The following is a 23,295-nucleotide window of genomic DNA, read 5'->3' on the forward strand; positions in this document are numbered from 1 at the left end:
GGGGGGGGGGGCGGCGCCCCCGGGGGCCCCGACCCGCGCGCGTCAGGAGCCTCCGAACCAGTTGTAGCCCTGGTCGACCCAATAGCCGCCGGGATACGTGTTGGTGACGAACATCTCGACGATGTGCTTCGGATTCTTGTAGCCGAGCTTGGTCGGCATGCGCAGCTTCATCGGGAAGCCGTATTTCGCGGGTAGGCGCTCGCCGTCGTACGAGAACGTGAGCAGCGTTTGCGGATGCAACGCGGTCGGCATGTCGATGCTTTCGTAGTAGTCGTCGGCGCATTTGAAGCCGACGTACTTCGCGCTCGTGTCCGCGCCGATGCGCCGCAGAAAGTCGCTAAACGGCGTGCCGCCCCAGCGGCCGATCGCGCTCCATCCTTCCACGCAGATATGCCGTGTGATCTGCTCGGCGTGCGGCAGCGCGTACAACTCAGGCAATGTCCAGACGCGCTGACCGGTCACGAGCCCGCTGATCTGCAGCTTGTAGTCGACGCCGTTCACTTCGGGTACGTCGTCGATGCCGTAGAACGCGTTGAATGGAAACGGCCGCGTGATCTGCGCTTCGGTGTAGGTCGGCGCAAGTTGCTTCGGGTCGAACAGCGCCGCTTGCGCGCGGTCGTTCAGGCGCGAGACGGCGGTGAGGAATGTGTTGACCGAGTCGTCGTCGGTGAGCGAGCAACCGGTCAGCATCGACAATCCGCCCAGCGTCAGAAGACGTTTGCCGAACAGACGCCGCGACGGCATCGCGAGTTCGCGGCGGGCGTCGATCAGGATCGATTCGCGGTCGAGCTTCTGGCCGGCGGAACGAGTGGGGTTTCGATCGGGTTTGTTCATGATTCGGTATCCGTAACGTTTGCTGTGGCGGATGCTCGGCTCAGCGTCCGCGCAACATGGCGAGCAGCGAGCGCGGCACGAGCGCCACCATCACCAGATGCACGGCGATGAACGCAGCCATCAGCGACATCGCGCAGAAGTGGACGATGCGCGCGTTGTCGTAGCCGCCCATCAGTTCGCGCAGCAGCGGAAACTGCACCGACCTCCAGATCGCGAGACCCGAGAGCACCAGCACGATCAGATCGCAGACCACGAACAGGTAGGCGAATTTCTGCACCGCGTTATAGACGCGCAAGTCGGCGTGCGAGAGCTTGCCGGTCAACGCGGCGACGAAATCGTGCAGCACGGCGCGCGGCGACACCGGCAGAAACTTGCGCACGAAGCGCCCGCTCGCAAAGTTCAATGCGAGATACAGCAAGCCGTTAAAGACCAGCAGCCACATCGCCGCAAAATGCCATTGCAGAGCGCCGCCGAGCCAGCCGCCGAGCGTAATGCCGGGCGGAAAACGGAACGCCGGGAAGATCGGCGAGGCATCGTAGATGCGCCAGCCCGACAGCATCATCAAGATGGCCGCGAGCGCATTGAGCCAATGTGTGAGACGCACCCACAGCGGATGAATAGCACCGCTTTTTTTCGGCTCGGCCGAGGGCACAGTGTCGCGAAGTGCATGATGGGTTGCCATGAAATTCTCCTGTGAGCGCGGACGCGGCGATCAATGGCACGCGGCCAGCTCGGCCACTTGCAGAACATCGCCGGTCGCCTTGTTTTCGACGAAGGCGACCACGCCGAAGCGGTCGGCGGGCGCGTTGAGGTTGGCATCCGCGGCGGCGTCCTGAATGCGGATATCGCGGCGAATCTGTGCGTTGCCCGCGACGAGCGGCACCGGCCCGATCCATTGCCGCACGACGCGTTCGTGATGCAAGGTGACGCCGCTGTTTTCGCCGGCGCCGACTTGCGAGCTCAGCGAGTTTTCATAGACGGCGACATAGGCCTCGAGTTGGCCCGCCGTGTCCGCCAGCTTGCTGGTGAATTGCGCCGCCACGTTGAACGCACCCGACGCCTGCTGCGCTTTGAGTTCCAGCGCGACGTTCGCTTGCGCCGGCTCGGCGACGACCCGGCCGATGCGGCTCTCGAAACTGTCGCGTTGCGACCAGCTACGCAGCTCGCGTCCCGAGACGAAGATTTCCGGCGTGTAGATGGTGTGGCCGCCGGCGAGATCGGTGAGCGTCTGCTGGCGTTCGGTGAAACGATGTTGCGAGAAGCGGTCAGTCCAGCCGAGACTGTTCCAATAGTCGACGTGCAGCGCCAACGGCACGATGCTTTGCGTCGCGCCGCTGTTCTTCCATTGGCTCAGCCAGTTGTCGGCGGGCGGGCAGCTATTGCAGCCTTCGCTGCTGTACAGCTCGACCAGCGCCACGCGATGCGCCGGGCTATGCGCGCTGCAGATGGCGCTGGCCGCGTCCGCGAGACCGCTGGTCGCAAACGTGGTCAGCGCGACTGCGAGCGCGATGCTTCGAGTGAAACGCCGAGCGTCTCGGCGGGGTCCGGCGGTTTGCATGACGTGCTCCAATCAGGATCTGCACGTTTGTCGAACCGCACGGCCGGTTATGACAGCCCGTTTCCAACTTTTTTCCTGCAGCGCGAACGCGCCGGGCGATGCACGACTCGCGTGCTAACATTAGCCTTTCTATTGCGCGCATTCGGTCAGATGAATGGCGGCGCCCTCTTGACTCTCTTTCGCTACCTGCCGGCTACCTCGATGCACTTTCCGACTTCCCGTGCCTTCTTCCGCTTGCGCCCCCGCCGCGCAACCGGCTGCGCGCGCGCGGAATTCATGCCGCGCCACGTCGGCGAGCCGTCCCGAACGCTCCCGCTCCACGCCGCCCGGCGCCCGATCTAACGCTGCTCGCTCCATTGCCTGAGCCGCGTTGTCGGGCTCCGGGCCGATCTCATCCGCACGCTGTTCCCTCAAATGCAGATCGAATTGGAGTACCCGTCGTGAAAAAGACGAAAACCTGTTATCTCACCGAACTCGACGTCGCCCGTCTCGAGAAACACGCAGCCAAACCCGGCGCGGAAGCGCACTTGCAAGACATGCTCGACGACGTGCTGGAGCGCGCGGTGATCGTCGATTCACGCGAGATTCCGGCCAACGTCGTTACGATGAACTCACAAGCCACGCTGGTCGACGAAACCAGTGGCGAGCAGATGACCTGGACCGTGGTCTATCCGCCCAATGCGGACTTCGCGCACGGCCGCCTGAATGTGTTCTCGCCTGCCGGCATCGCCTTGCTCGGCGCCAAACGCGGCGAGCGCATCCGCTTCACGCCGCCGAGCGGCACGGAGAAAGTGTTGAAGCTGGAAAAGATCCTGTTTCAACCCGAAGCCGCCGACGATTTCACGCTGTAAGCAACGCCCCGCACGTCACGCAAAAGTTCTGCCGCATCATCTCCGGCTGCCCCGTCGATTCATCAGAAGCGCGTAGCGGCCCGCTGCAATTTCCGTCATTCGAATTTTCAAGATGGGTTGCCAAGCAGCGGCCGGCCGGTGTATCGTGTGCGCTGCTAACGCGGGGGTCCTGCGTCGCACGGAGGTTGGAGGTCCGTGCTGCGTGGGTGAGAAATACCCTTTGAACCTGATCTGGATAATGCCAGCGCAGGGAAGCGTACGGATTTCGCACCCAAGCCTTATCGCCTCATCTCTCGCGAATTCCGACTACTTCCGTCTCGTCTCCTGCTTAGCCGCCCCACACAACGCCATGCTCTGCATGGGACCGGAGTAAGGCGCTAAAGCGCCAACTCTGGTCGTGCTCTGCATGGGACCGGAATAAGGCGCTAAAGCGCCAACTCCGGTCGACACAGGAGATATGATGAACGCCAATCCGAAGTTCCTTTCCGCCGACGCCCACGTCGACGAAGCCGCTGTCGCGCCGCTGCCCAATTCGCGCAAGGTCTACGTGACCGGCTCGCGCGCCGACATCCGCGTGCCGATGCGCGAAATCTCGCAGGCCGATACGCCCGACAGCTTCGGCGGCGAAAAGAATCCGCCGGTCTATGTCTACGACACGTCGGGTCCCTACTCCGATCCGGAAGCGAAGATCGACATCCGCGCCGGTCTGCCCGCGCTGCGCCAGGCCTGGATCGAAGAGCGCGGCGACACCGAAGCGCTGACGGGTCTCTCCAGCGACTTCAGCCGCGAGCGCGCCGCCGACACGGCCACCGCCGATCTGCGCTTCAAGGGCCTGCATCGCACACCGCGCCGCGCGATCGCCGGCAAGAACGTCTCGCAGATGCATTACGCGCGTCAAGGCATCATCACGCCGGAAATGGAATACATCGCGATTCGCGAGAACCAGCGCCGCGCCGAGTATCTGGAAAGTCTCAAGACGAGCGGCCCGAACGGTGAAAAGCTCGCGGCGATGATGGGCCGCCAGCACCCGGGCCAGGCGTTCGGCGCGAGTGCGTTCGGCCCGAACGGTCTCACGGCGATCACGCCGGAATTCGTGCGCGAGGAAGTGGCGCGCGGCCGCGCGATCATCCCGAACAACATCAATCACCCGGAAAGCGAACCGATGATCATCGGCCGCAACTTCCTCGTGAAGGTGAATGCGAACATCGGCAATTCGGCGGTGACCTCCTCCATCGGCGAAGAAGTCGACAAGATGACGTGGGCGATCCGCTGGGGCGGCGATACGGTGATGGATCTGTCGACTGGCAAGCACATCCACGAAACGCGCGAATGGATCATCCGCAATTCGCCGGTGCCGATCGGCACGGTGCCGATCTACCAGGCGCTCGAAAAGGTCAACGGCAAGGCCGAAGATCTGACGTGGGAAATCTTCCGCGACACGCTGATCGAACAGGCCGAGCAAGGCGTCGATTACTTCACGATCCACGCGGGCGTGCGTCTGCAATACGTGCCGCTCACGGCCAAGCGCATGACGGGCATCGTCTCGCGCGGCGGCTCGATCATGGCGAAGTGGTGTCTCGCGCATCACAAGGAAAGCTTCCTGTACGAGCATTTCGAAGACATCTGCGAAATCATGAAGGCGTATGACGTGGCCTTCTCGCTCGGCGACGGCCTGCGTCCCGGCTCGATCTACGACGCCAACGACGAAGCGCAGCTCGGCGAACTGAAAACCCTCGGCGAACTCACGCAGATCGCGTGGAAGCACGACGTGCAGACCATGATCGAAGGCCCCGGCCACGTGCCGATGCAGTTGATCAAGGAGAACATGGACCTGCAACTGGAATGGTGCGACGAAGCGCCGTTCTACACGCTGGGACCGTTGACGACCGACATCGCGCCGGGCTACGACCACATCACGTCGGGCATCGGCGCGGCGATGATCGGCTGGTTCGGCACGGCGATGCTCTGCTACGTGACGCCGAAGGAACACCTCGGCTTGCCGAACAAGGACGACGTCAAGACCGGCATCATCACCTACAAGCTCGCCGCGCACGCCGCCGATCTGGCGAAGGGCCATCCGGGCGCGCAGGTGCGCGACAACGCTTTGAGCAAGGCACGCTTCGAATTCCGTTGGGAAGACCAGTTCAACCTCGGTCTCGATCCGGACAAGGCGCGCGAATTCCACGACGAAACGCTGCCGAAGGATTCGGCCAAGGTCGCGCATTTCTGCTCGATGTGCGGCCCGCACTTCTGTTCGATGAAGATCACGCAAGACGTGCGCGAGTTCGCCGCGCAGCAAGGCGTCACCGACGACGAAGCGCTGAAGAAAGGCATGGAAGTGAAGTCGATCGAGTTCATGAAGAAAGGCGCTGAGATTTATCAGCGGCAGTAAGGTTGGGCTCGCGGGTCGGGCGTCGTTATTACGCCACCCGATCCGCCAGGCCCCTGCATTGCAGCAACGAAGCCCGCCACTGGCGGGCTTTTGCGTTTGCGGGACCCGGGCACGCCACGTGCTAAAAGAAGGACAACATTTGATTACGAAACCGTCGTTTCGCTGACAAGCGCACACATCCGGATACAGAATGCGGCGATACCATCAAATGCAAGGGGCGGTGCTTACTGCCGACGATAACCACTGGAGTCAACATCATGAAATCGATACGTCAAATCGGTACGTTTGCGGCCATCGCGGCCGTCCTGGTGAGCCTTTCCGCATGTGACGGCATGAGCCGCCAGGGGCGCGACACGGCAATCGGCGCGGGTCTGGGCGGCGCGGCGGGCGCGGCGGTCGGCGGCAATGCACTGTCGACGCTCGGCGGCGCGGCGGCGGGCGGTGTGATCGGGCATGAGGTGGGCAAGTAAAGGCAACTGAAGCGGGCCGATGAAGGTACGGCAACAGGTCGCGACGCGCTCTGCAATGAGGTGAAATAAGCCGTTACGGTTTTGCAATCCTGTTGGCCCAGAGGCGGCGTAAGCTCATGACATGACGCCCCTGATTGCGGCGTTCGATTCAACCAGGAGCGCGTCATGAAGTCCCGCCTCATCAACACGGTGTGTGCGATCGGCCAGCGGTTGCCGCTGCGCTTTTCCCCGTCTTTTCCACGTCTTTCGCAAACAGGCATCGCGCTCGGTGGCGCGGTCTGTTTGCTCACGCTGTCCGGCTGCTATTACCCGTACGGTTACTATCCGGCGGGCTATTCGCCGTATTACGCGACGGCGGTTCCCGCAGCGGGAACGCAACAGGCAGTCCCGGTCGGGCAAGACGACTACTCGGCGGCTCAACAGCAACAACAACCACAGCAGTTGCAACAGGCGCAGACAGGTCAGCCAGTCCCGCCGCCGACATACGCGGTCGCCGCCCCGCCCGTATACGTCGCACCCGCTCCCGTTTACTATCCGCCACCGGTCTACCCGGCCTACTACGGGTATCCGGGTTGGTATGGACCGTCGGTGTCGATCGGCGTCGGATTCGGTGGTTATTGGGGTGGCCACGGCGGCGGATGGGGCGGCCATGGCCATTGGCACTGACGCCAACCTGCGCCGTTCAACCTACTGATCTTCACGCGATGCGCTTGCACGGCAGATTCCCGCGGTGCCGTGCGGTGCCTGCGCGACATCGCGCGCCTGCGTGCCGCATCGTCCGGCCCGCGCAAGCCGCGCTCCCAGCGCCCATCGGCGTCGCCCGTAGTTTCCCTTCTTGACGCAGCCGGACTGGGTTCTATCCTTGGTAAGCCACATGCAGTATCCGTTTAAAAAAGCGCTCCCGGCCGCTCCCGCGTGCCGGCGACGCCCATCCGTCATGCCATAGCGACGCGCTCCGGAGTGCGTGGTGCCGCGTCGAGTCCGAACAACAATGAAGGAGACGTGATGTTTCACCAACTACTCACTCCTGTCGGCAACTCGCTATTGCCATCGTTCCTCGTCGCGGCGTTGCCGATCATCGTGGTGCTGCTTCTGCTCGGCTGGGCACGCCGGCCCGCCTGGCAGGCGTCGCTCGCGGGGTTGATCGTCGGCTTGATCGTGGCGATCTTTGTCTGGCAATTTCCGGTGGGACTCGCGGTCGATTCGGTGGTCGCGGGCGCGGTGTTCGCCTGCTGGCCGGTCATGTGGATCGTGTTCGCGGCGATCCTGCTTTACAACATCTCGCAACGCTCGGGCCGCTTCGCGGCCTTTCGCATGTGGATGATCGACAATTTGCCGAACGACCGGCGCGTGGTGCTGGTGGTGATCGGGTTTTCGTTCGGCGCGCTGCTCGAAGGGATTTCGGGCTTCGGCACGCCGGTCGCCATCACCAGTTCGCTGCTGATTCTGCTCGGCTTTCCCACGCTCGAAGCGCTCACCTTCACGCTGATCTTCAATACCGCGCCGGTCGCTTTCGGCGCGCTCGGCGTGCCGATCACCGTGCTCGGCGCGGTCACCCATTTGCCGGCCGATTCGCTCGCCAAGATGGTCGGCCGCCAGTTGCCGTTCTTCGCTTTCCTGCTGCCCTTCTATGTGATCGGCGTCTATGCGGGCTTTCGCAATATGCTGCGGGTCTGGCCGGTGCTGCTGGTGTCGGGCGCGAGCTTCGCACTCACGCAGTTCGTCGCGTCGAACTATGTGAACTACAGCCTGACCGACGTGTTGTCGTCGATGGTCTCGCTGATCGTGACGATCGCTTTCCTGCGCGTCTGGAAGCCCGCGGCGGATCCGAAGTTCGCGGTCAACATCGACCGAGTGGGCGAAGTGCGCGGCAAGATCGGCGGCGGCCAGGGCTGGTATCCGTGGATCATCGTGTCGGTGGTGGTGATCATCTGGACCGTGGCGAAAATCTTCCTGATCGGCGACGTCAAGGTGCCGTGGCCGGGGCTCGACAAGGCCGTCTTCATCACGCTGTACAACACGCCGTACGGCGCGGTGTGGGACTTCCAGCCGCTCGCCACCGGCACCGCGATCCTGGTCGCCGCGCTCATTACCGCGGCCGTGGTCAAGCTGAGCCCGCGCGAGTTCGGCGCGGCCATCGCCGACACGTGGGTGCAGACGCGCATCGCCATCCTGACGGTGGCGACCATCGTCGGGCTCGCGTATCTGATGAACTACTCGGGGCTCACGTATACACTCGGCCTCGGCGTGTCGTCGGTGGGACCGTTCTTTCCGCTGGTGTCGGCCTTCCTCGGCTGGGTCGCGGTGTTCCTGTCGGGCAGCGACACGTCGGGCAACGCGCTGTTCGGCAACCTGCAGGTGGTGGCGGCCAATCAGCTGAATCTCAACCCGATTCTGATGGCGGCCACGAACTCGTCGGGCGGCGTGATGGGCAAAATGATTTCGCCGCAGAACATTTCGACCGGGGTGGCGACCACCGAACTCAAAGGCAAGGAAGGCGTGGTGTTCGCCAAAACCTTCAAGCATTCGATTCTGTTGACGGTGCTGCTCGGCGTGCTGGTGTGGCTGCAGCAGAACTTCTTGCAGTGGATGATTCCGCATTGAGGTGGGTTGGGTTGTGCGGGCTGTCCGGCCCGCACAACCCGTTTGCTCGACTCACGCGATGCACTTCGAGTAGCGGGCAGCGGCCGCCTGAACACTAGCGCGCAGCTTCAGGTGGAACAGGCGCGAGTGAGTTCTCCGGCTATCCGCGGCCGATGCGCTGCCTCGCTGCCTCGCTGCCGTAGAATAATTCACGTTGCGCGCCCAGGCTTTTTCCTCCACCTCTGCATCTCAGCCGCGCTCCATCATCCTGATCGCAATATTTCTCACATCAGCGTGAGAATTGCTCGTTTTGCGCGAGCCGCCGCTGCGCTTACGATGACCGATTATCAAACGCCTCCGTCTCCCGGATCTTGCCGTTTCATTCCAGCCTGAAACGTTTCGCACGACTGCGCTGCTACGATGCACAGGCGTCGCGACTCAACCGCGCGTGGCGCCACCTCGATGAATGCTAAAAGCCTGCTTCAGTTGCTGATCCTCGCCGCCTTGTGGGGCGCCTCGTTCCTGTTCATCCGGGTTGGCGTCACCGATTTCGGCGTCGCGCCTTTGATGGCGCTGCGCGTCGGCATCGGCGCGGCCTTTCTCGCGATCGTGCTGATCGCGCGGCGTCCGCTGCGCCAGTCCGCGACGATCCTGCGCACGCGCGCCTTCCCGCTGCTAGTGGTCGGCATCCTGAATTCGGCGGCGCCCTTCTGCCTGTTCGCCTATGCCGAGTTGACGCTGTCGGCGGGCGTCACGTCCGTGATCAATGCGAGCACGCCGCTGTGGGGCGCGCTGGTCGGTTTTCTGTGGCTGCGCGACAGATTGAGCGCGCTGCGCACGCTCGGTCTGGTGATCGGCTTTCTCGGCGTGCTGATGCTGGTGTGGGATCAGATCGCCGCGCCCAACGGCACGCCGGCCACGCCGCTCACCACCGCGCTCGCAGCCGGCGCCGCGCTCGGCGCCACCTTGCTGTACGGCATGGCGGCCAACTACACCAAGCGCCATCTGACCGGCGTCGACGCCCTGACCGTCGCCACCGGCACGATGACCGGCGCCACCATCGTGCTGCTGCCGCTCGCCGTGATCTACTGGCCGGCGGCGCCGATCTCGCTGCACGCATGGGGCGCGGTGATCGCGCTCGGCGTCGCCTGTACCGGCGTCGCGTATATGCTGTTCTTCCATCTGATCGCGGTGGCCGGACCGGCGCGCGCGATTACGGTGACCTTCGTCATTCCGATCTTCGGCATTCTGTGGGGCGCGCTGTTTCTCGGCGAAGGCGTCTCGCCCGGCATGCTGGAAGGCTGCGGCGTGATCCTGGTCGGCACCGCGCTCGCCACCGGCGTGATCAAGCGTCTGCCGTGGGTCGGCACGCGCCGCGCCGATACCTGAAAACTCGCGTCATTTCGCGCGACGCTTCCCCGGCGTCGCCGACTTCTCATCTCTCCCGCCGCCAGCCGGCCGCAACGAATCCCGAACACAAAAAAAATAGCCCGCACTCCATGTCGGAGTGCGGGCGAAACCGTCGCCCTACGAGGATAGGCGACGGGGCCACCGAGGCCGCGCGCTGCGCGCGCAGGCCGTCATCGGGCGAAGCATCGGTTCGTCGGCCGATGCTGGAATGGGTCTGGAATGGCTTGGGATCGTCGCTCGAGACTCGCCGCCAACTCACGCCGGGTTATGCAATCCGGCCCCCTGAGTCTGTAAAAGCAGCTTGTGTGCCAGTTTTCACATATTGTTAAAAACTAGCGTCAACCTATTGATTTATATTGATTTTTTATGCGACTGCAAGATACGAAGGGACGTATTCACGAAGGCTTGGAAAGTAACGTCACCGGGGTAACGTCACGTTACATGCGGCCGCACGAGGCGACCGCATCAACAGGCTGGCTCAAAGCGTCGGCCACTTCGTGCGCTGAACCGCACCATGGCGAAACCGCAGGCCGGTTGGCCTCCGCGATTCGCGCGGGCTCAAGGCTGCACCGCATACCAGCGCCAGGACGAGCAAGCTCGCCGCCCACATCCAGTAAGGAATCACGTCGAACATGGCCATCTCCCGTTGAACGCCGGCTCGGACCGGTATTCGGGGAATCAAGCAAAAGACGTGCGCATGCGTCGGCCGATCGCTTGTCGGCCAGGTATTGCCGGAATCTAAAGGCATAAAAAAACCCGCCCGGAGTCTTTCCGGGCGGGTTTCAGATAGCGTCGCTGCCTGCGGCGGCCTTGCTCAGTGCAACTGGTCGGCCATCAGACTCATGATCTGCTTGGCCTGCGGGCTCTGGTCGATCGTGCCCTTGTCGTCGACCACGGCCACGCGCGTCTGATTAGGCGTCACCGCGCGCACGTTCACCAGATACTGCTTGGCAACTTTTTCCTTCTTGCCGTGGAAAACCTGGCTCCAGAAGCCCTGTTCCGCCGACGACATGTCCTTCGGATCGACATAGCGCACGAAGTACAGGCCGCGGGTCAGGTCGCGGTCGTCGACGGTGAAGTTGCTGCGGTCGAGCGCGAGGCCCACGCGCAACCAGGCGCGGTCGTACGGCTCGCCGAGCGTGAGTTCCGTCGACGAAAGCTGCGCTTCGGTGCCGTTCGCGTCCGCATCCGGCAAGGGTTGCTGGGCGGACAGCGAGACGTTTTGCGCCGCCGTGGCCGCAGCCGCCGACTTGGCGCCCGCGGTTGCCGCGTTCGGCGCCGTTTGCGCGCCGGCCGACAGGTCGGCGTTTTGCGCGTCAGCCGATTTCGAGCGCGAATCGGCCAGCGCCAGCGCCGCCATCAGCCGCTTCAGATATTCCTGCTCGAGGCCCGGATCGTTCGGCTTGGCCACCCACGTGCTCGAATCGTTGTTCGTGCCGGTCAGCGCCTCGCGCATGCCCTTCTGGCTGACGAACACGTACGTGCCGCCGTTCGGCGCCGCTTCCAGACGCGTGCGGTACTTGTTGCGCTCCGAGGTCACGTAGCTGTTGCCCATGGCCTTGGAGAGCGTGCTACGGATCAGGCCGTCGTTGATCTGCGCGTGCGTTTCGTTCCAGTCGGTTTCCATCACGCCCTTGTCGCGCTGGTCGACCACCAGCAGGAAACCCTGTTCCTGCCAGAAGCGGCGAATCTGCGGCCATGCCTGTTCGGGCGCCTTGTTGTCGATGACGAGCCAGCTTTCCGTGCCGTCGCGCTGGATATGCATGCCGTTGACCGCCGGCGCCACCACCACGGAATTGGCCGACGGCGCTTGCGCCTGAACCTGCTTGAGGGTGGACAACGAGGTTTCGCCGCCCTGCGGGGGCAACGAACGCTGATCGGCCGTCTCATCGATCATGTTCGGCGGTACGGCAAGTGACACCTGCTTCGATTTCGAGTCGCTCTTGTAGTCGACTTTGGTCGGCGACGACGTGCCGCAGCCGGCGACCAGACCGCCTGCCATCAGCATTACTGCAAACCGCTTGGTAAGACGAAGATCAGTCATGTTCGGGGAATCCTTCCGCTACGCCACGGCAAGTTTCCGTGGATCAACCCAACATTTTACCGATCCCGGCGAGTCATGTGCAAAAACCCGGGTTTGCCCGCGAATTGAGCAGCGCGAGGCGCGTGCAAACGACGCGGAATTGACGCGCGAGAAGGACACCGAAGCGTCCACTTTTGTCGACCTTTCCGTGAGTCGCGAGAGCCTCATTTTCGCGCCTGAAAACGACCTCACGCACGGCATATTTAACAATTGCCCACATTTCCCAACGCATTGTCAGATGCGCCCTACGCCATTGTCAGATCATTGATTCGACAGCACTTTCCGACTTCCCGCCACGGTCAATTTTGATATATCCAAATTAGCCGGATACGGCTTCCAGTAACGGTTCAAAAACCCGAGTGATATCTTGAAATGGACATCACCAGAAGCCTTCGAGTGCTTCAGCCACGGGACCGACCGTCATGCCATTGCCTACTCTTACGCCGGCTTTCGCAGCCTCGGCGATTGCCTTTGCCGCGTTGTGCTCGAGCCTCGATGCGCGCGCCGAACTGGGCGGCGTCATGCCGTCCAGGGCGGATGCGAGCGCCAGCGCGCCGCGCGCCATGTTGAACGGAGCGCTGCGCATGCGCACGCTCACCGACGCGGGCAACACCACCATCACCGAGTACGCGACGAACACCGGCCAGATCGTCGCCTACGCGTGGCAAGGCCCAACCATGCCGGACTTGCGCGCGCTGCTCGGCAAGTACGCCGACTCGTATCGCACCGGCGCGGCCGCGGCGACAGCGGACGGCAATCTGCATGTCTCACGGGTGGCGCGGCCGGACGTAATCGTGGAATCCGGCGGCCCAATGCGCGGCTACGCGGGCCGCGCATGGCTGCCGACGGCGCTGCCGCCCGGCGTGACGGCCGACGATTTCCAGTGATGCGCCCCGCACAAGCACCCGGCTTCAGCACTACGCCTCGACGACCATGCGCCACGCCATGAAATCCGCCCTTTCCTTTTATGCCTTGCTGCTGGTCTGCGCCGCCTTCGCGGGATGCGGTGGCGGCGGTGGCGGCGCACCGGCCGCCACGTCCCAGACCAGCTCGGCCGCACCGGGCGGCAACCCAGACGCTTCCAGCGCGCCGGTAGCCGCCGCGCCGCCCGCCGCTTCAAGCGGTCCAGGCGCCTCGGTGCCGCAGTCGAACACGCCCAACGTCCAGCCGATCGCCGTCAGCGCCGCGCCGGGTCTGACGCGCAACATGCTGACGACGAGCGTGACCGTCTGCCAGCCCGGCACCAGCCATTGCGCGACGATCGACAATATCCAGGTCGACACCGGCTCGCACGGACTCAGGATTCTCGCGTCCGCATTGCCGGCGGACATGCCGCTCGCGGCGATCGCGTCGGGCAGCGGGATTGCGGGAGAATGCGCCGTGTTCGGCGGCGGCTACACCTGGGGCGCGGTGCGCAGCGCGGACGTCCGCATGGCCGGCCAGTTGGCCGCCTCGATCCCGATCCAGACGATCGCCGATCCTGCGCTGCCCACCGTGCCCGCCGACTGCGCGGGATCCGGCCGTGCCATGCAGACGGTGGCCGGCCTGCGCTCGAACGGCATTCTCGGCGTGGGCCTGTTCGCGGCCGACTGCGGCGGCGGCTGCGTGAGCGCCGCACTGCCGCGCTGGTACTACAGTTGCGACGCCGGCGGCGCCTGCCTTGCCAGCACGCAAGCCCTCGCGCAGCAGGTGACCAATCCGGTCAGCCGCTTTGCACTCGACAACAACGGCGTGGTGATCGACCTGCCGGCCATCGCCGATGCCGGCGCGGCCAGCGTATCGGGTTCGATGATCTTCGGCATCGGCACGCAGGCCAACAACACGCTGAACGGCGCCAGCGTCCTCAAGGCGAATCCGGTGACGGGCTACGTCGTCACCACGAGCGGCGGGCAGACTTATTCGCAGAGCTATGTCGACAGCGGTTCGAATGGGCTGTTCTTCCGCACGAGCCAGTTCCCGCAGTGCGGCTTCTGGTACTGCCCCGCTTCGACTCAAGCCGGTAACGCCGCGATCACCGGTACGGATGGCGCGTCGAACACCGTGTCGTTTGCGATCGGCAATTCGAGCGCGCTGTTCGCGTCGTCGAACAATGCGTTCAACAATCTGGCCGGCGTGGCCAGCAGCGGCTTCGGCTGGGGCTTGCCGTTCTTCTTCGGACGACGCGTCTATACCGCCATCGCGTCGCGCGAGACGTCGGCGGGCCCGGGTCCTTACTACGCGTTCTGAACCGACGGCTTCTTTCGACGCTGAAATTTCGCAAACTCATCTGGCGAACAGATTTGGGATACATCGGCTGAGATAATTCCACGCTTCGGCTAACTCCATTTCAATTAGTTAGTCATGCAAATTCTGGACTTGTCGGCAGATGGAAGAACCCACTTTTTCGCTCGATCATTTCGAGCAGCTCGTCTACACGCGGCAGCATGTGAAAGCCGCGATCCAGTTCATTGCCGCGCTGGCGCTGCTGCAACAGAAGCGCGGCGAACTGGACGGCAGCTTTCGCGCCTCGGGCATGGCCGATCTGCCACCCGCCGAGCAACGCAAGCGCTTCTGCACACGCCTCGCGAGCGCGGCTTCGACCCTGTTCGCGGACCCGACATTCCAGTTGCCGCCCGAGTGCTTCAGATTGCTTCTGACACTGCACGAATGGGTCGGACTGGTGTTTGCCTGCACGCCGTTCGGCAATGCGGACCACGTAAGCCGTCACCTGAATCCGCGTGGTCCGGACAACACGCAGTTTCTGCCCGGCGACAGCTTCATCGAGAAACTCTGCGTGCTCTATTCGACCGAGTCCGAACTGGAACTCGACTTCGCCGCGCTGTGGGCCTATGACAAATCGCTCGCGGCCTGTCTTGCACTCGTTCTGCTGGCGCCGGTCTTCAAGGGCTCGGCGAGCGCGCATATCAAACGCGAAGCGCTAATGGAATGGCTGCCCGGCAAACTGCGGCAGATCGATGATCTCGACGACCTGCCCACCGCCCTGCTGCATAACGCCTATATGTTCTGCAGCTACGCGGACACGCCGCGGCGGCACGAAATCAAGCGGGACATTAACGCGCTGGTGCGCCGCAAGCTGGACCAGTTGGGACTGACCGATATTCCCGCGGCGAAACTGGCGCGCGCGAAAAGCCGCAAGCAACGTGGCAAAAAACCGCTCATGGTGGTCGTGCTCGAGTGGTTCAGCGGCGCCCATTCCATCTACCGCACGCATTCGCTCACGCTCGAAGCCGCGCGCGAGCATTTCGAAGTGGTGGCGTTCGGCTTCGGCTACGCTGTCGACGATATCGGGCGCGCGGTGTTCGACCGTTTCATCGAACTGGAAGAGCCGGAATATATCGGCGAGTGTCTGAAAACGATTCGCGATTTCGCCGAGGCGGAACAGCCCGACGTGCTCTATATGCCGAGCGTCGGCATGTTCGCGCTCACGGTGTTCATGTCGAACCTGCGCATTGCGCCGCTGCAGATCGCCGGCCTCGGCCACCCGGCCACAACGCACTCCGACAAGATCGATTACGTCAGCGTGGAGGAAGACTACGTCGGCAACCCAGCCTGTTTCAGCGAAGCTCTGTTGAAGCTGCCGAAAGACGGCCAACCGTACCGGCCGTCGGTGGCGCTGCCGGACATCGTCGCCGAGATTCCGCCGTCACGCGAAACGCTTGAGATCGTCATCACGGCCAGCGCAATGAAGCTCAATCCCGGCTTTCTCGAAGCGTGCCGTGAAATCGGCGAGCGCGCGGCAACGCCGGTCCAGTTTCACTTCATGAGCGGCGTGCCCTTTGGTTTGCCCCTCGAACGCATGCGCAATGTGATCCGCCAGACGCTGCCACGCGCCTTCGTACATAGCTTTCACGAATACTCGGGCTATCTGGCGCGCGTCAATCGTTCCGATCTGTTTCTCAGCCCGTTTCCGTTCGGCAATACCAACGGTATCGTCGACGCGCTTACGCTGGGTTTGCCCGGCATCTGCAAGCGCGGGCCGGAAGTGTTCGAGCGGATCGACGGCGCGCTGTTCGAGCGCGTGGGCATGCCGTCGTGGACCACGGCGGAGAGCGTCGAGGATTACATCGCCGCCGCCGTGCGAATGATCGACGCCCACGACGAGCGCACGGCCTTGCGGCAGCGTCTGATCGATACGCGGGCAGTGGAGCGTTGCTTTGAAGGGCGTCCGCAGGCGTTCTCGGAATGCGTGCTGGAACGGTTGCGGGCGAAGCAACGCCGGCAAGACGAGGCAATGGCTTGAGTTTCAGCGCCGCGCGCTGCGCTATTCGGTCGCGCTGGTGGCCGGCGTCACCAGATTGGCCGGCGCGAGCCAGTTGAATACATTCAACGTCGGGCCGTTGAACGTGCACTCCGCGGCCGCCGGCGTGACGGTCTTCTGCGTCCTGGCAGATTTGAACCAGAACGCTTTGGTTGCCGACGCATCTGATGCGCCCGACGCACCCGCCGCACCTGCAGCCACCGCCGAAGCTGCGAGCGGCGCACTCGCCGCCGCGGCCTCGGATGCCGGTGTGACCGCATGTTCGATCGATCCTTCGACCACCACGCGCGAGCCGTGAATACCGGTGGCGGCATGGGTAATCTTGAGCTTATCGGGCGACGTTTCCGCCAGCTTGCTTCGCATCAACTGTTCGCACGCGTCCGTGTTCTTGTAGACGGCCGTGCAGCCCGCCAGCAGCGCTGCAGCGGTCGTGACGCAGACGAGAGGGAGAATCCGAATCTTCATTGATGTTCCGTTTTTCAAGCCGTCGGCAATTGTAGCTTACGGCCTGCTTCACCGGCAGCGGATTGGGCGCCGGCTGGGCGCATCGATCCGGCGCTACGGCACCGCGCTGCTTTTGCTGATCCTGGTGATCATCGGCGTCTCTGTGATCGCGCAGAGCGGTACGCTGCGAATCGCGTTCGGACTTTGCCCGTGCCCGCATTCAGGCCACGCGCGGCCCATCGCCTGAAAGAAGCTCAATTGAATTGAACAAAACAGTCCGTGCAGGGATGCGCTGCTGTTCAGCGCGCGATGCGGCACGACCGTCGTCCGCGCGTCCGCTCAATTCGACGGCGTTGGCGGTTGCACGTAGGTGCGCACACCGGCGAGCGGCGAACCATAACCGCCGGAATTGGTGTGATTCGGCAAACCGTTGACCAGTTGCGCGCGCGGGTCGGTCGGATTCAGGTTCATTTCCCCTGCCTGCTGGTTGCCGTGCGTCGGATATTCGCTGCCTCGCGCCGCGTTCGGCATCAACCGCGTGCTGTTTTGCGGCGCGTTCATGTCGTCCTGCGGGCTCAGACCCTGCGCGCCCGCCTGCGCGGCGATCGCGCATGCGGCCGCGCACAGTAAAACCCGCCCTACCTGCAACATCGTCGATGTTCGTTTCATACCTGCCTCCGGCAAAATGAAATGAAAGGGATCAAGTCACGCCCGGCACACAACAAGCCGGCACGCGACGGCTAACGCTGACCACACCATTTATACGCGCCACGCCGCGCTTCGGATTCGGCGACCTTCAGGACGTGCCGCGTCAATAGGCAAACCGTTGGGCACGGTCTTTTATTCCGGCTGCGGCTGCGGTTGCGGCGACCGCCGCGCAAAACCCGGCAAGCGCCTATCCTTATGCCGATTACCGATTTCCTTCCCGCGCGATCGCGCCCGATAATGGACGTCATGAACCCACGACCCAAACTTCAGGCTCGCACGCTGCGCGCCACGCTCGCGACGCTCACCGCAACGCTGCTGCTGGCGGCCTGCGCCGGCCCATCGGCCTCGACTTCCACTTCGACTTCCGCATCGTCCAGTCCGGCGCTGCTCGATGCCGCGATTTCCGGACCGCAACGCGGCGAGAAGGCCCGCGCCCGCGACATCTACCGCCATCCGAAAGAAACGCTGCAATTCTTCGAACTTGCGCCCTCGCAAAGCGTGCTGGAGATCGAACCGGGCGGCGGCTGGTACACGGATATCCTCGCGCCGTATCTGCGCGACCACGGCAAGCTCTACGAGGCGCAGTACGACGGCCCGCAGAATGCGCCATCGGCGGAGGCGCAGGCCAATCGGGCCGCATTTGCGCGCAAGCTGGCGGCCACGCCCACCGTGTACGGCCATGTCGTGGTCGGCACGCTGCACGCCGGCCAGTTCAGCGGTTTTCCGGCCGATGCCAGCATCGACGAGGTGCTGACCTTCCGCAACATCCATAACTGGATCAAGGACGGCCAGATCGACGCCAACCTGCGCGCGTTCTACGCGGCGCTCAAGCCGGGCGGTGTGCTCGGTGTCGAGGAACATCGCGCGGCGCCGGGCACCTCGCTGCAACAGACCATCGACACCGGCTACGTGACGGAGGACTACGTGATCGAACACGCGCGCGCGGCCGGCTTCGAACTGGCCGGCAAGAGCGAAGTGAACGCTAACCCGCGCGACACCAAGAATTATCCAAACGGCGTCTGGTCACTGCCGCCTACCTTCCAGGGCGGCGACGTCGACCGGGCGAAATATGCGGCGATCGGCGAATCGGACCGCATGACCTTGCGCTTCGTTAAAGCGGCGCACTGATCTGGCGCCATCAGGAAACGGCAGGGACGGCGCTTGACGCCGTCCCAATAATATGGTCCTATTGCGCACTATGTACCGCGCCCAGACCATCCTATCGCTACTACTAGCCCCCTCTACCGGGCTAGGTCTGCTGCCGCGCGCTTCCATCTGAATTACCCGAAGCACCGCAAAATTCCCCAGTAACTGACCCAGCCCCGGTTTTCGACCGGCGCCTCGTCATGTCTTTCGTCGTCCGGTCGACTCCCAGCTACCTGGTCTCACCCACGGATGATGAAAATGTTGAAGAACCCCGCTACCAAGTATCGCTCGTTCAAGCCCGTCACCTTGACGGATCGCCAGTGGCCGTCGCGCACCATCACGCACCCGCCGATCTGGATGAGCACCGACCTGCGCGACGGCAATCAGTCGCTGTTCGAACCGATGGACGCGCAGCGCAAAATGCGCATGTTCAAGACGCTGGTGCAGATCGGCTTCAAGGAAATCGAAGTCGCGTTTCCGTCCGCTTCGCAGACCGACTTCAATTTCGTGCGTGAGTTGATCGAAGGCGGCCACATCCCCGACGACGTCACCATCGAAGTCCTGACCCAGGCGCGCGACGACCTGATCGAGCGCACCTTCGAATCCTTGCGTGGCGTACCGCGCGCCATCGTCCACCTGTACAACGCGACCGCGCCGGAATTCCGCAAGATCGTCTTCAATCTGGAAAAGAGCGGCGTGAAGGAACTGGCGCAAAACGCAGCACGCACAATGAAGCGCATCGCCGCCACCATGCCGGAAACGCAGTTCACGTTCCAGTACAGCCCGGAAGTGTTCAGCGGCACTGAAATCGAATTCGCAAAGGAAGTCTGCGACGCCGTGTTCGACGTCTGGCAACCGACGCCGGAACACAAAGCCATCGTCAACTTGCCGGCCACCGTCGAAATGTCCACGCCGAACATCTACGCGGACCAGATCGAGTGGATGCACCGCAATCTCGCGCGCCGCGATTCGCTGATCATCTCCGTGCATCCGCATAACGATCGCGGCACCGCCGTGGCCGCGGCTGAACTCGCCGTGATGGCCGGCGCGGATCGTATCGAAGGCTGTTTGTTCGGCAACGGCGAGCGCACCGGCAACGTGGACCTCGTGACGCTTGCATTGAACCTGTACACGCAGGGCGTCGATCCGGGCCTCGACTTCTCGAACATCAACGAAGTCGCGCGTACCGCTGAAGAATGCACGCAGTTGCCGATCCATCCGCGTCATCCGTATGTCGGCGATCTGGTGTTCACGGCATTCTCGGGCTCGCATCAGGACGCGATCAAGAAGGGTTTCGCGGTGCAGAAACCGGACGCGGTCTGGGAAGTGCCCTACATGCCGATCGATCCGGCCGATCTCGGCCGCACCTACGATTCGGTGATTCGCGTGAACAGCCAGTCGGGCAAGGGCGGCATCGCGTATCTGCTCGAACAGGGCTACGGCGTCGTGTTGCCGCGCCGCTTGCAAGTGGACTTCAGCTCGGCCGTGCAGCGCTTCACCGACGACAGCGGCCAGGAAGTCACGTCCGCGCAGATCTGGGAATTGTTCCAGCAGGAATACGTGCAGACCACGGCGCCGATTCATTACGTGGGCCACAGCCTGTCCGAGCGTGAAGGACGCGAGCGCATCAAACTGACGGTCGAGATCAACGGCACGCGGCGCGTGTTGACCGGCGAAGGCAATGGCCCGCTCGACGCGTTGATGCACGCGATCGGCGTGCCGGTGCGGATTCAGCACTATGAAGAACGCGCGTTGACGCAGGGTGCGGATGCCCGCGCGGTGGCGGTGGCCGAAATGGCCGGCGCCGATGTGACCGGCAGCGCGTTCGGCGTCGGCATCGACGCCAATCTGGTGACGGCGTCGATTCGCGCGGTGATCAGCGGGGTGAATCGCGCTTATGCACGAGTCAATGCGCAGGCGCAGGAGAGTTTCTTCGACGCCGCGATGAACGATGCCACGGAGAGCGTGGGCGTTTAAGGGTCTCTGCAGTCAGTGAGAAATGTGTAGCGGTTATGTGCGAAGGGGGCGTTCTGACGACGCCCCCTTTTTTTATCCCGCCGCACGGCCGCAGTGTCGCGTAACTGCCTTTCAGGCCCGCGTCATTGAGTCCACTCATCCGGCAGACTATGCGTCAACGTCGAAACGAAACGCTCGGTTTCCGGCGCTCGCGGCTGCATAAATATCTCGCGCGACGGCCCGGCTTCCACCACCACGCCGTTATTCAGAAACACCACATCACGCGCGATCGTCGCGGCGAGCCGCAAGTCGTGCGTGGCCATCAGCATGGTCATGCCTTCAACGGCGAGTTGCTTGAGCACCTCCACCACTTCGGCGGCGAGACCGGGGTCGAGCGCCGAGGTCGGCTCATCGCACAACAGCACTTCCGGCGACGGCGCCAATGCCCGCGCAATCGCCACACGCTGCTGCTGGCCGCCGGACAGTGTGGAAGGCCACGCATCCGCTTTGTGCGCGATGCCGACCTTCTCCAGCAATTCGTCGGCGCGAATCCGTGCCTTGTCCTTGTCCCACTTCTGTACGGTCAGCAAGCCTTCCATCACGTTCTGCCGCACCGTCAGATGCGGGAACAGCTGGAAATTCTGAAACACCATGCCGGTGCGGCGGCGGATCGTCAGCACCGCTTCGCGCGAAGGCCGGTGGTCGCGGCTGAACTCCAGCCGCTGATCGCCGAGTTCGAGCGAACCGGACTCGGGAATCTCGAGCAGATTCACGCAACGCAACAGCGTGCTCTTGCCGCTGCCCGACGGACCGATCAACGCAGTGACATTACCCGAGGCGAGTTGCAGATCGACCGAGTTGAGCACCTTCTGGCCGCCGAAATACTTGTCGATTTTTTCCAGTCGGATCATCAGTTGCCTGCCTGGAAAAGTGCGTGGCGCCCGAACTTGCGCTCGAGTCTGACTTGCGCCGACGACAACACCGAACTGAACACCAGATAAACCAGCGCGGCTTCCGTGTACAGAATCAGCGGCTCGTAAGTCACCGACGCGATCCGCTGCGCCGCCTGGAACACCTCGGGCACGGTCAGCACCGCGGCGAGCGAGGTGTCCTTCACCAGCGCGATAAACGAATTGGACAACGGCGGCAATGCCACGCGCGCGGCTTGCGGCAGGATCGCGCGACGCAGGGCCTGCTCGCGCGTCATCCCCATCGAATACGCCGCTTCCCACTGCCCTTTCGGGATCGACTCGATCACGCCGCGTATCACTTCGGAGTTATACGCGCCGACGTTCAGCGAAAAGCCGATGATCGCCGCCGTCAACGGATCGAGCACGATGCCCACGTTCGGCAAGCCGTAGAAGATCACGAACAGTTGCACGAGCAACGGCGAGCCGCGAAACAGCCACACATAGAAGCGCACGACCGCCACCGCCCACTTCGGTCCGAACAGGCGGACCAGCGCGACGAGAAACGCCAGCGCGAGCCCGATCGCGAACGAGATCAGCGTGAGCGGCACGGTAAACACGAGCCCCGCATACAGCAGGGGCCACAGCGACTGCGCCATCAGATGCAACCATGCCGGCATGATTCAGACTCGCGGAAGGCGTTTACTGGGAGACGTCTTTGCCGAAATACTTCTGCGAGATCTTCGCGTAGGTGCCGTCTTTCTTGATGTCGGCGAGCGCCTTGTTGATCGCGGCCTGCAATTCCGGGCTGCCTTTGCGAATCAGCACTGCGGACTTGTCGCTGCTGTCGGCCGACGTATCGAGCGCGGCGATCTTCACTTTCGCGTCCGGCTTGTGCTTCTTGAAGTCGAGAAACGACAGCGAGTCGTTGACGGTGGCGTCGACGCGGCCCGAGGTCAGCAGATCGATCGACTCATTGAAGCCCTGCACGGGGATCACTTCCGCGCCGTGCGCGGCCGCGATCTTGCCGAAGTTGCTGGTCAGCGTATTGGCCGACTTCTTGCCCTTCAGGTCGTCGAAGTTCTTGATCGTGGTGTTGTTCGACGCCACGATCAGCGCCGCGTGCGACGTGATGTACGGGTCGGAGAAATCGTATTTGGCCTTGCGCGCGTCGGTCACGGCCACTTCGTTGATCACCGCGTCGTAACGGTTCACATCGAGGCCGGCAATCAGACCGTCCCATTTGCCTTCGACGAATTGCGGCTTGACGCCGAGACGCTTGGCGATCTCCGTGCCGATCTCCACGTCGAAACCGGTCAGCTTGCCTGATTCGTCGTGGTACGTGAACGGCGCATAGGTGCCTTCGGTGCCGATCTTGAACACGCCGGCGGATTTGATCTGCGCGAGTTCGTCGGCGGCGAATGCGGAGCTCGCGGCCACGGCCTGGAACAACGCGATCAGCAGAATGGAACGAATCGATTTCATCAGGCGGCTCCGTCAAATGTGCCACGTCGGTGGCTGAGTCTTGTGTTGGACAGTCCCCGCCGGCGTTTGCGCCGGGCAGAGTGGGCGGACTGTAGCAAACGGCCTGCGTTTTTACAAAGGATCAGGTTTTCGATCGATATGCGCTTGCGTGCTAAGTGAACAGCCGTGGCCTCTGGTATGACGTGGATTCCAACTCTACAGCAGATAGG

The 23,295-nt window shown here is 63.1% G+C and carries 22 protein-coding genes and 1 riboswitch; of the genes, 12 read left to right on the top strand and 10 right to left on the bottom strand.

All coding sequences use genetic code 11. The features are described from left to right. Positions 1 to 42 precede the first annotated feature (42 nt). Genes PQR54_RS34345 through PQR54_RS34355 form a run of 3 tightly spaced genes read right to left on the bottom strand, consistent with a single transcriptional unit; the run spans position 43 to position 2,392 of the window. Entirely contained in the window at positions 43 to 834 is a 792-nt protein-coding gene (locus tag PQR54_RS34345) for a molybdopterin-dependent oxidoreductase (RefSeq protein WP_408253549.1), read from the bottom strand. A gap of 40 nt (positions 835 to 874) precedes the next feature. Continuing rightward, complete coding sequence (locus PQR54_RS34350) at positions 875 to 1,516, bottom strand: cytochrome b/b6 domain-containing protein (RefSeq protein ID WP_408253552.1); 642 nt, start codon at positions 1,514 to 1,516, stop codon at positions 875 to 877. Positions 1,517 to 1,546: 30 nt separating this feature from the next. Beyond that, complete coding sequence (locus tag PQR54_RS34355) at positions 1,547 to 2,392, bottom strand: DUF1223 domain-containing protein (RefSeq protein ID WP_408253555.1); 846 nt, start codon at positions 2,390 to 2,392, stop codon at positions 1,547 to 1,549. Positions 2,393 to 2,832: 440 nt separating this feature from the next. Here PQR54_RS34355 and PQR54_RS34360 point away from each other — a divergent pair, with 440 nt between their 5' ends. The 6 genes from PQR54_RS34360 (at position 2,833) to PQR54_RS34385 (ending at position 10,077) form a co-directional block, all read left to right on the top strand. Next, positions 2,833 to 3,243: a GreA/GreB family elongation factor gene (locus PQR54_RS34360; protein WP_408253558.1), complete on the top strand. Its 411-nt coding sequence runs from the start codon at positions 2,833 to 2,835 to the stop codon at positions 3,241 to 3,243. Positions 3,244 to 3,395: 152 nt separating this feature from the next. Continuing rightward, positions 3,396 to 3,514, top strand: a riboswitch (TPP riboswitch). 189 nt (positions 3,515 to 3,703) lie between these two features. Continuing rightward, positions 3,704 to 5,635: a phosphomethylpyrimidine synthase ThiC gene (gene thiC / locus PQR54_RS34365; RefSeq protein WP_116117759.1), complete on the top strand. Its 1,932-nt coding sequence runs from the start codon at positions 3,704 to 3,706 to the stop codon at positions 5,633 to 5,635. A 257-nt stretch (positions 5,636 to 5,892) separates the two neighbouring features. Continuing rightward, positions 5,893 to 6,105, top strand: a complete 213-nt coding sequence (locus PQR54_RS34370) for a YMGG-like glycine zipper-containing protein (protein WP_408253561.1) — start codon at positions 5,893 to 5,895, stop codon at positions 6,103 to 6,105. 165 nt (positions 6,106 to 6,270) lie between these two features. Beyond that, positions 6,271 to 6,771, top strand: coding sequence for a hypothetical protein (locus PQR54_RS34375; RefSeq protein ID WP_408253563.1), 501 nt, complete (start codon positions 6,271 to 6,273; stop codon positions 6,769 to 6,771). A gap of 339 nt (positions 6,772 to 7,110) precedes the next feature. Then, a complete protein-coding gene (locus PQR54_RS34380; RefSeq protein ID WP_408253564.1) occupies positions 7,111 to 8,709 on the top strand; it encodes an L-lactate permease in 1,599 nt (532 codons plus the stop codon). Positions 8,710 to 9,150: 441 nt separating this feature from the next. Beyond that, positions 9,151 to 10,077 (top strand): DMT family transporter, encoded by a 927-nt coding sequence (locus PQR54_RS34385; RefSeq protein WP_408253566.1) that lies wholly within the window; start codon positions 9,151 to 9,153, stop codon positions 10,075 to 10,077. A gap of 499 nt (positions 10,078 to 10,576) precedes the next feature. Here PQR54_RS34385 and PQR54_RS34390 read toward each other — a convergent pair whose 3' ends face one another. Both PQR54_RS34390 and bamC read right to left on the bottom strand, forming a co-directional pair. Continuing rightward, positions 10,577 to 10,732 (bottom strand): hypothetical protein, encoded by a 156-nt coding sequence (locus tag PQR54_RS34390; RefSeq protein ID WP_408253568.1) that lies wholly within the window; start codon positions 10,730 to 10,732, stop codon positions 10,577 to 10,579. Positions 10,733 to 10,912: 180 nt separating this feature from the next. After that, a complete protein-coding gene (gene bamC, locus PQR54_RS34395) occupies positions 10,913 to 12,142 on the bottom strand; it encodes an NlpB/DapX family lipoprotein (protein WP_408253571.1) in 1,230 nt (409 codons plus the stop codon). Here bamC and PQR54_RS34400 point away from each other — a divergent pair. The 4 genes from PQR54_RS34400 to PQR54_RS34415 all read left to right on the top strand — a co-directional run bounded on the left by PQR54_RS34400 (position 12,141) and on the right by PQR54_RS34415 (position 16,421). After that, complete coding sequence (locus tag PQR54_RS34400; RefSeq protein WP_408253573.1) at positions 12,141 to 12,449, top strand: hypothetical protein; 309 nt, start codon at positions 12,141 to 12,143, stop codon at positions 12,447 to 12,449. The two genes, bamC and PQR54_RS34400, sit on opposite strands and share 2 nt — an antisense overlap. Positions 12,450 to 12,603: 154 nt before the next feature. Beyond that, a complete protein-coding gene (locus PQR54_RS34405) occupies positions 12,604 to 13,068 on the top strand; it encodes a DUF2844 domain-containing protein (protein WP_408253575.1) in 465 nt (154 codons plus the stop codon). A gap of 58 nt (positions 13,069 to 13,126) precedes the next feature. Continuing rightward, positions 13,127 to 14,407 (top strand): DUF3443 domain-containing protein, encoded by a 1,281-nt coding sequence (locus PQR54_RS34410; protein ID WP_408253577.1) that lies wholly within the window; start codon positions 13,127 to 13,129, stop codon positions 14,405 to 14,407. 139 nt (positions 14,408 to 14,546) lie between these two features. After that, the gene (locus PQR54_RS34415; RefSeq protein ID WP_408253580.1) at positions 14,547 to 16,421 is read left to right on the top strand and encodes a glycosyl transferase family 1; all 1,875 of its coding nucleotides are present in this window, start codon (positions 14,547 to 14,549) and stop codon (positions 16,419 to 16,421) included. Positions 16,422 to 16,442: 21 nt separating this feature from the next. On the opposite strand, the gene PQR54_RS34420 is transcribed toward PQR54_RS34415, so the two are convergent. Together PQR54_RS34420 and PQR54_RS34425 are read right to left on the bottom strand one after the other, a co-directional pair. Beyond that, positions 16,443 to 16,904, bottom strand: a complete 462-nt coding sequence (locus PQR54_RS34420) for a hypothetical protein (protein ID WP_408253582.1) — start codon at positions 16,902 to 16,904, stop codon at positions 16,443 to 16,445. Between the two features lie 318 nt (positions 16,905 to 17,222). Next, positions 17,223 to 17,552: a hypothetical protein gene (locus PQR54_RS34425; RefSeq protein WP_408253584.1), complete on the bottom strand. Its 330-nt coding sequence runs from the start codon at positions 17,550 to 17,552 to the stop codon at positions 17,223 to 17,225. A gap of 276 nt (positions 17,553 to 17,828) precedes the next feature. Between PQR54_RS34425 and PQR54_RS34430 the strand changes: the two genes are divergently transcribed. Together PQR54_RS34430 and leuA are read left to right on the top strand one after the other, a co-directional pair. Then, on the top strand, positions 17,829 to 18,719 hold the full coding sequence (locus PQR54_RS34430; protein ID WP_408253586.1) for a class I SAM-dependent methyltransferase: 891 nt from the start codon (positions 17,829 to 17,831) through the stop codon (positions 18,717 to 18,719). A gap of 276 nt (positions 18,720 to 18,995) precedes the next feature. Beyond that, positions 18,996 to 20,714, top strand: a complete 1,719-nt coding sequence (leuA, locus tag PQR54_RS34435) for a 2-isopropylmalate synthase (RefSeq protein ID WP_408253589.1) — start codon at positions 18,996 to 18,998, stop codon at positions 20,712 to 20,714. A 122-nt stretch (positions 20,715 to 20,836) separates the two neighbouring features. On the opposite strand, the gene PQR54_RS34440 is transcribed toward leuA, so the two are convergent. From PQR54_RS34440 to PQR54_RS34450, 3 genes are read right to left on the bottom strand one after another with little or no spacing between them, the layout of a single operon-like run. Then, complete coding sequence (locus PQR54_RS34440) at positions 20,837 to 21,604, bottom strand: amino acid ABC transporter ATP-binding protein (protein ID WP_408253591.1); 768 nt, start codon at positions 21,602 to 21,604, stop codon at positions 20,837 to 20,839. Next, a complete protein-coding gene (locus PQR54_RS34445) occupies positions 21,604 to 22,281 on the bottom strand; it encodes an amino acid ABC transporter permease (protein WP_106279299.1) in 678 nt (225 codons plus the stop codon). The genes PQR54_RS34440 and PQR54_RS34445 overlap by 1 nt, the downstream gene beginning before the upstream one ends. A 22-nt stretch (positions 22,282 to 22,303) precedes the next feature. Next, a complete protein-coding gene (locus PQR54_RS34450; RefSeq protein ID WP_408253594.1) occupies positions 22,304 to 23,086 on the bottom strand; it encodes an amino acid ABC transporter substrate-binding protein in 783 nt (260 codons plus the stop codon). Positions 23,087 to 23,295 lie beyond the last annotated feature (209 nt).

It is taken from the genome of Paraburkholderia phytofirmans (assembly GCF_046028095.1).
GTDB classification, from domain to species: domain Bacteria; phylum Pseudomonadota; class Gammaproteobacteria; order Burkholderiales; family Burkholderiaceae; genus Paraburkholderia; species Paraburkholderia phytofirmans_A.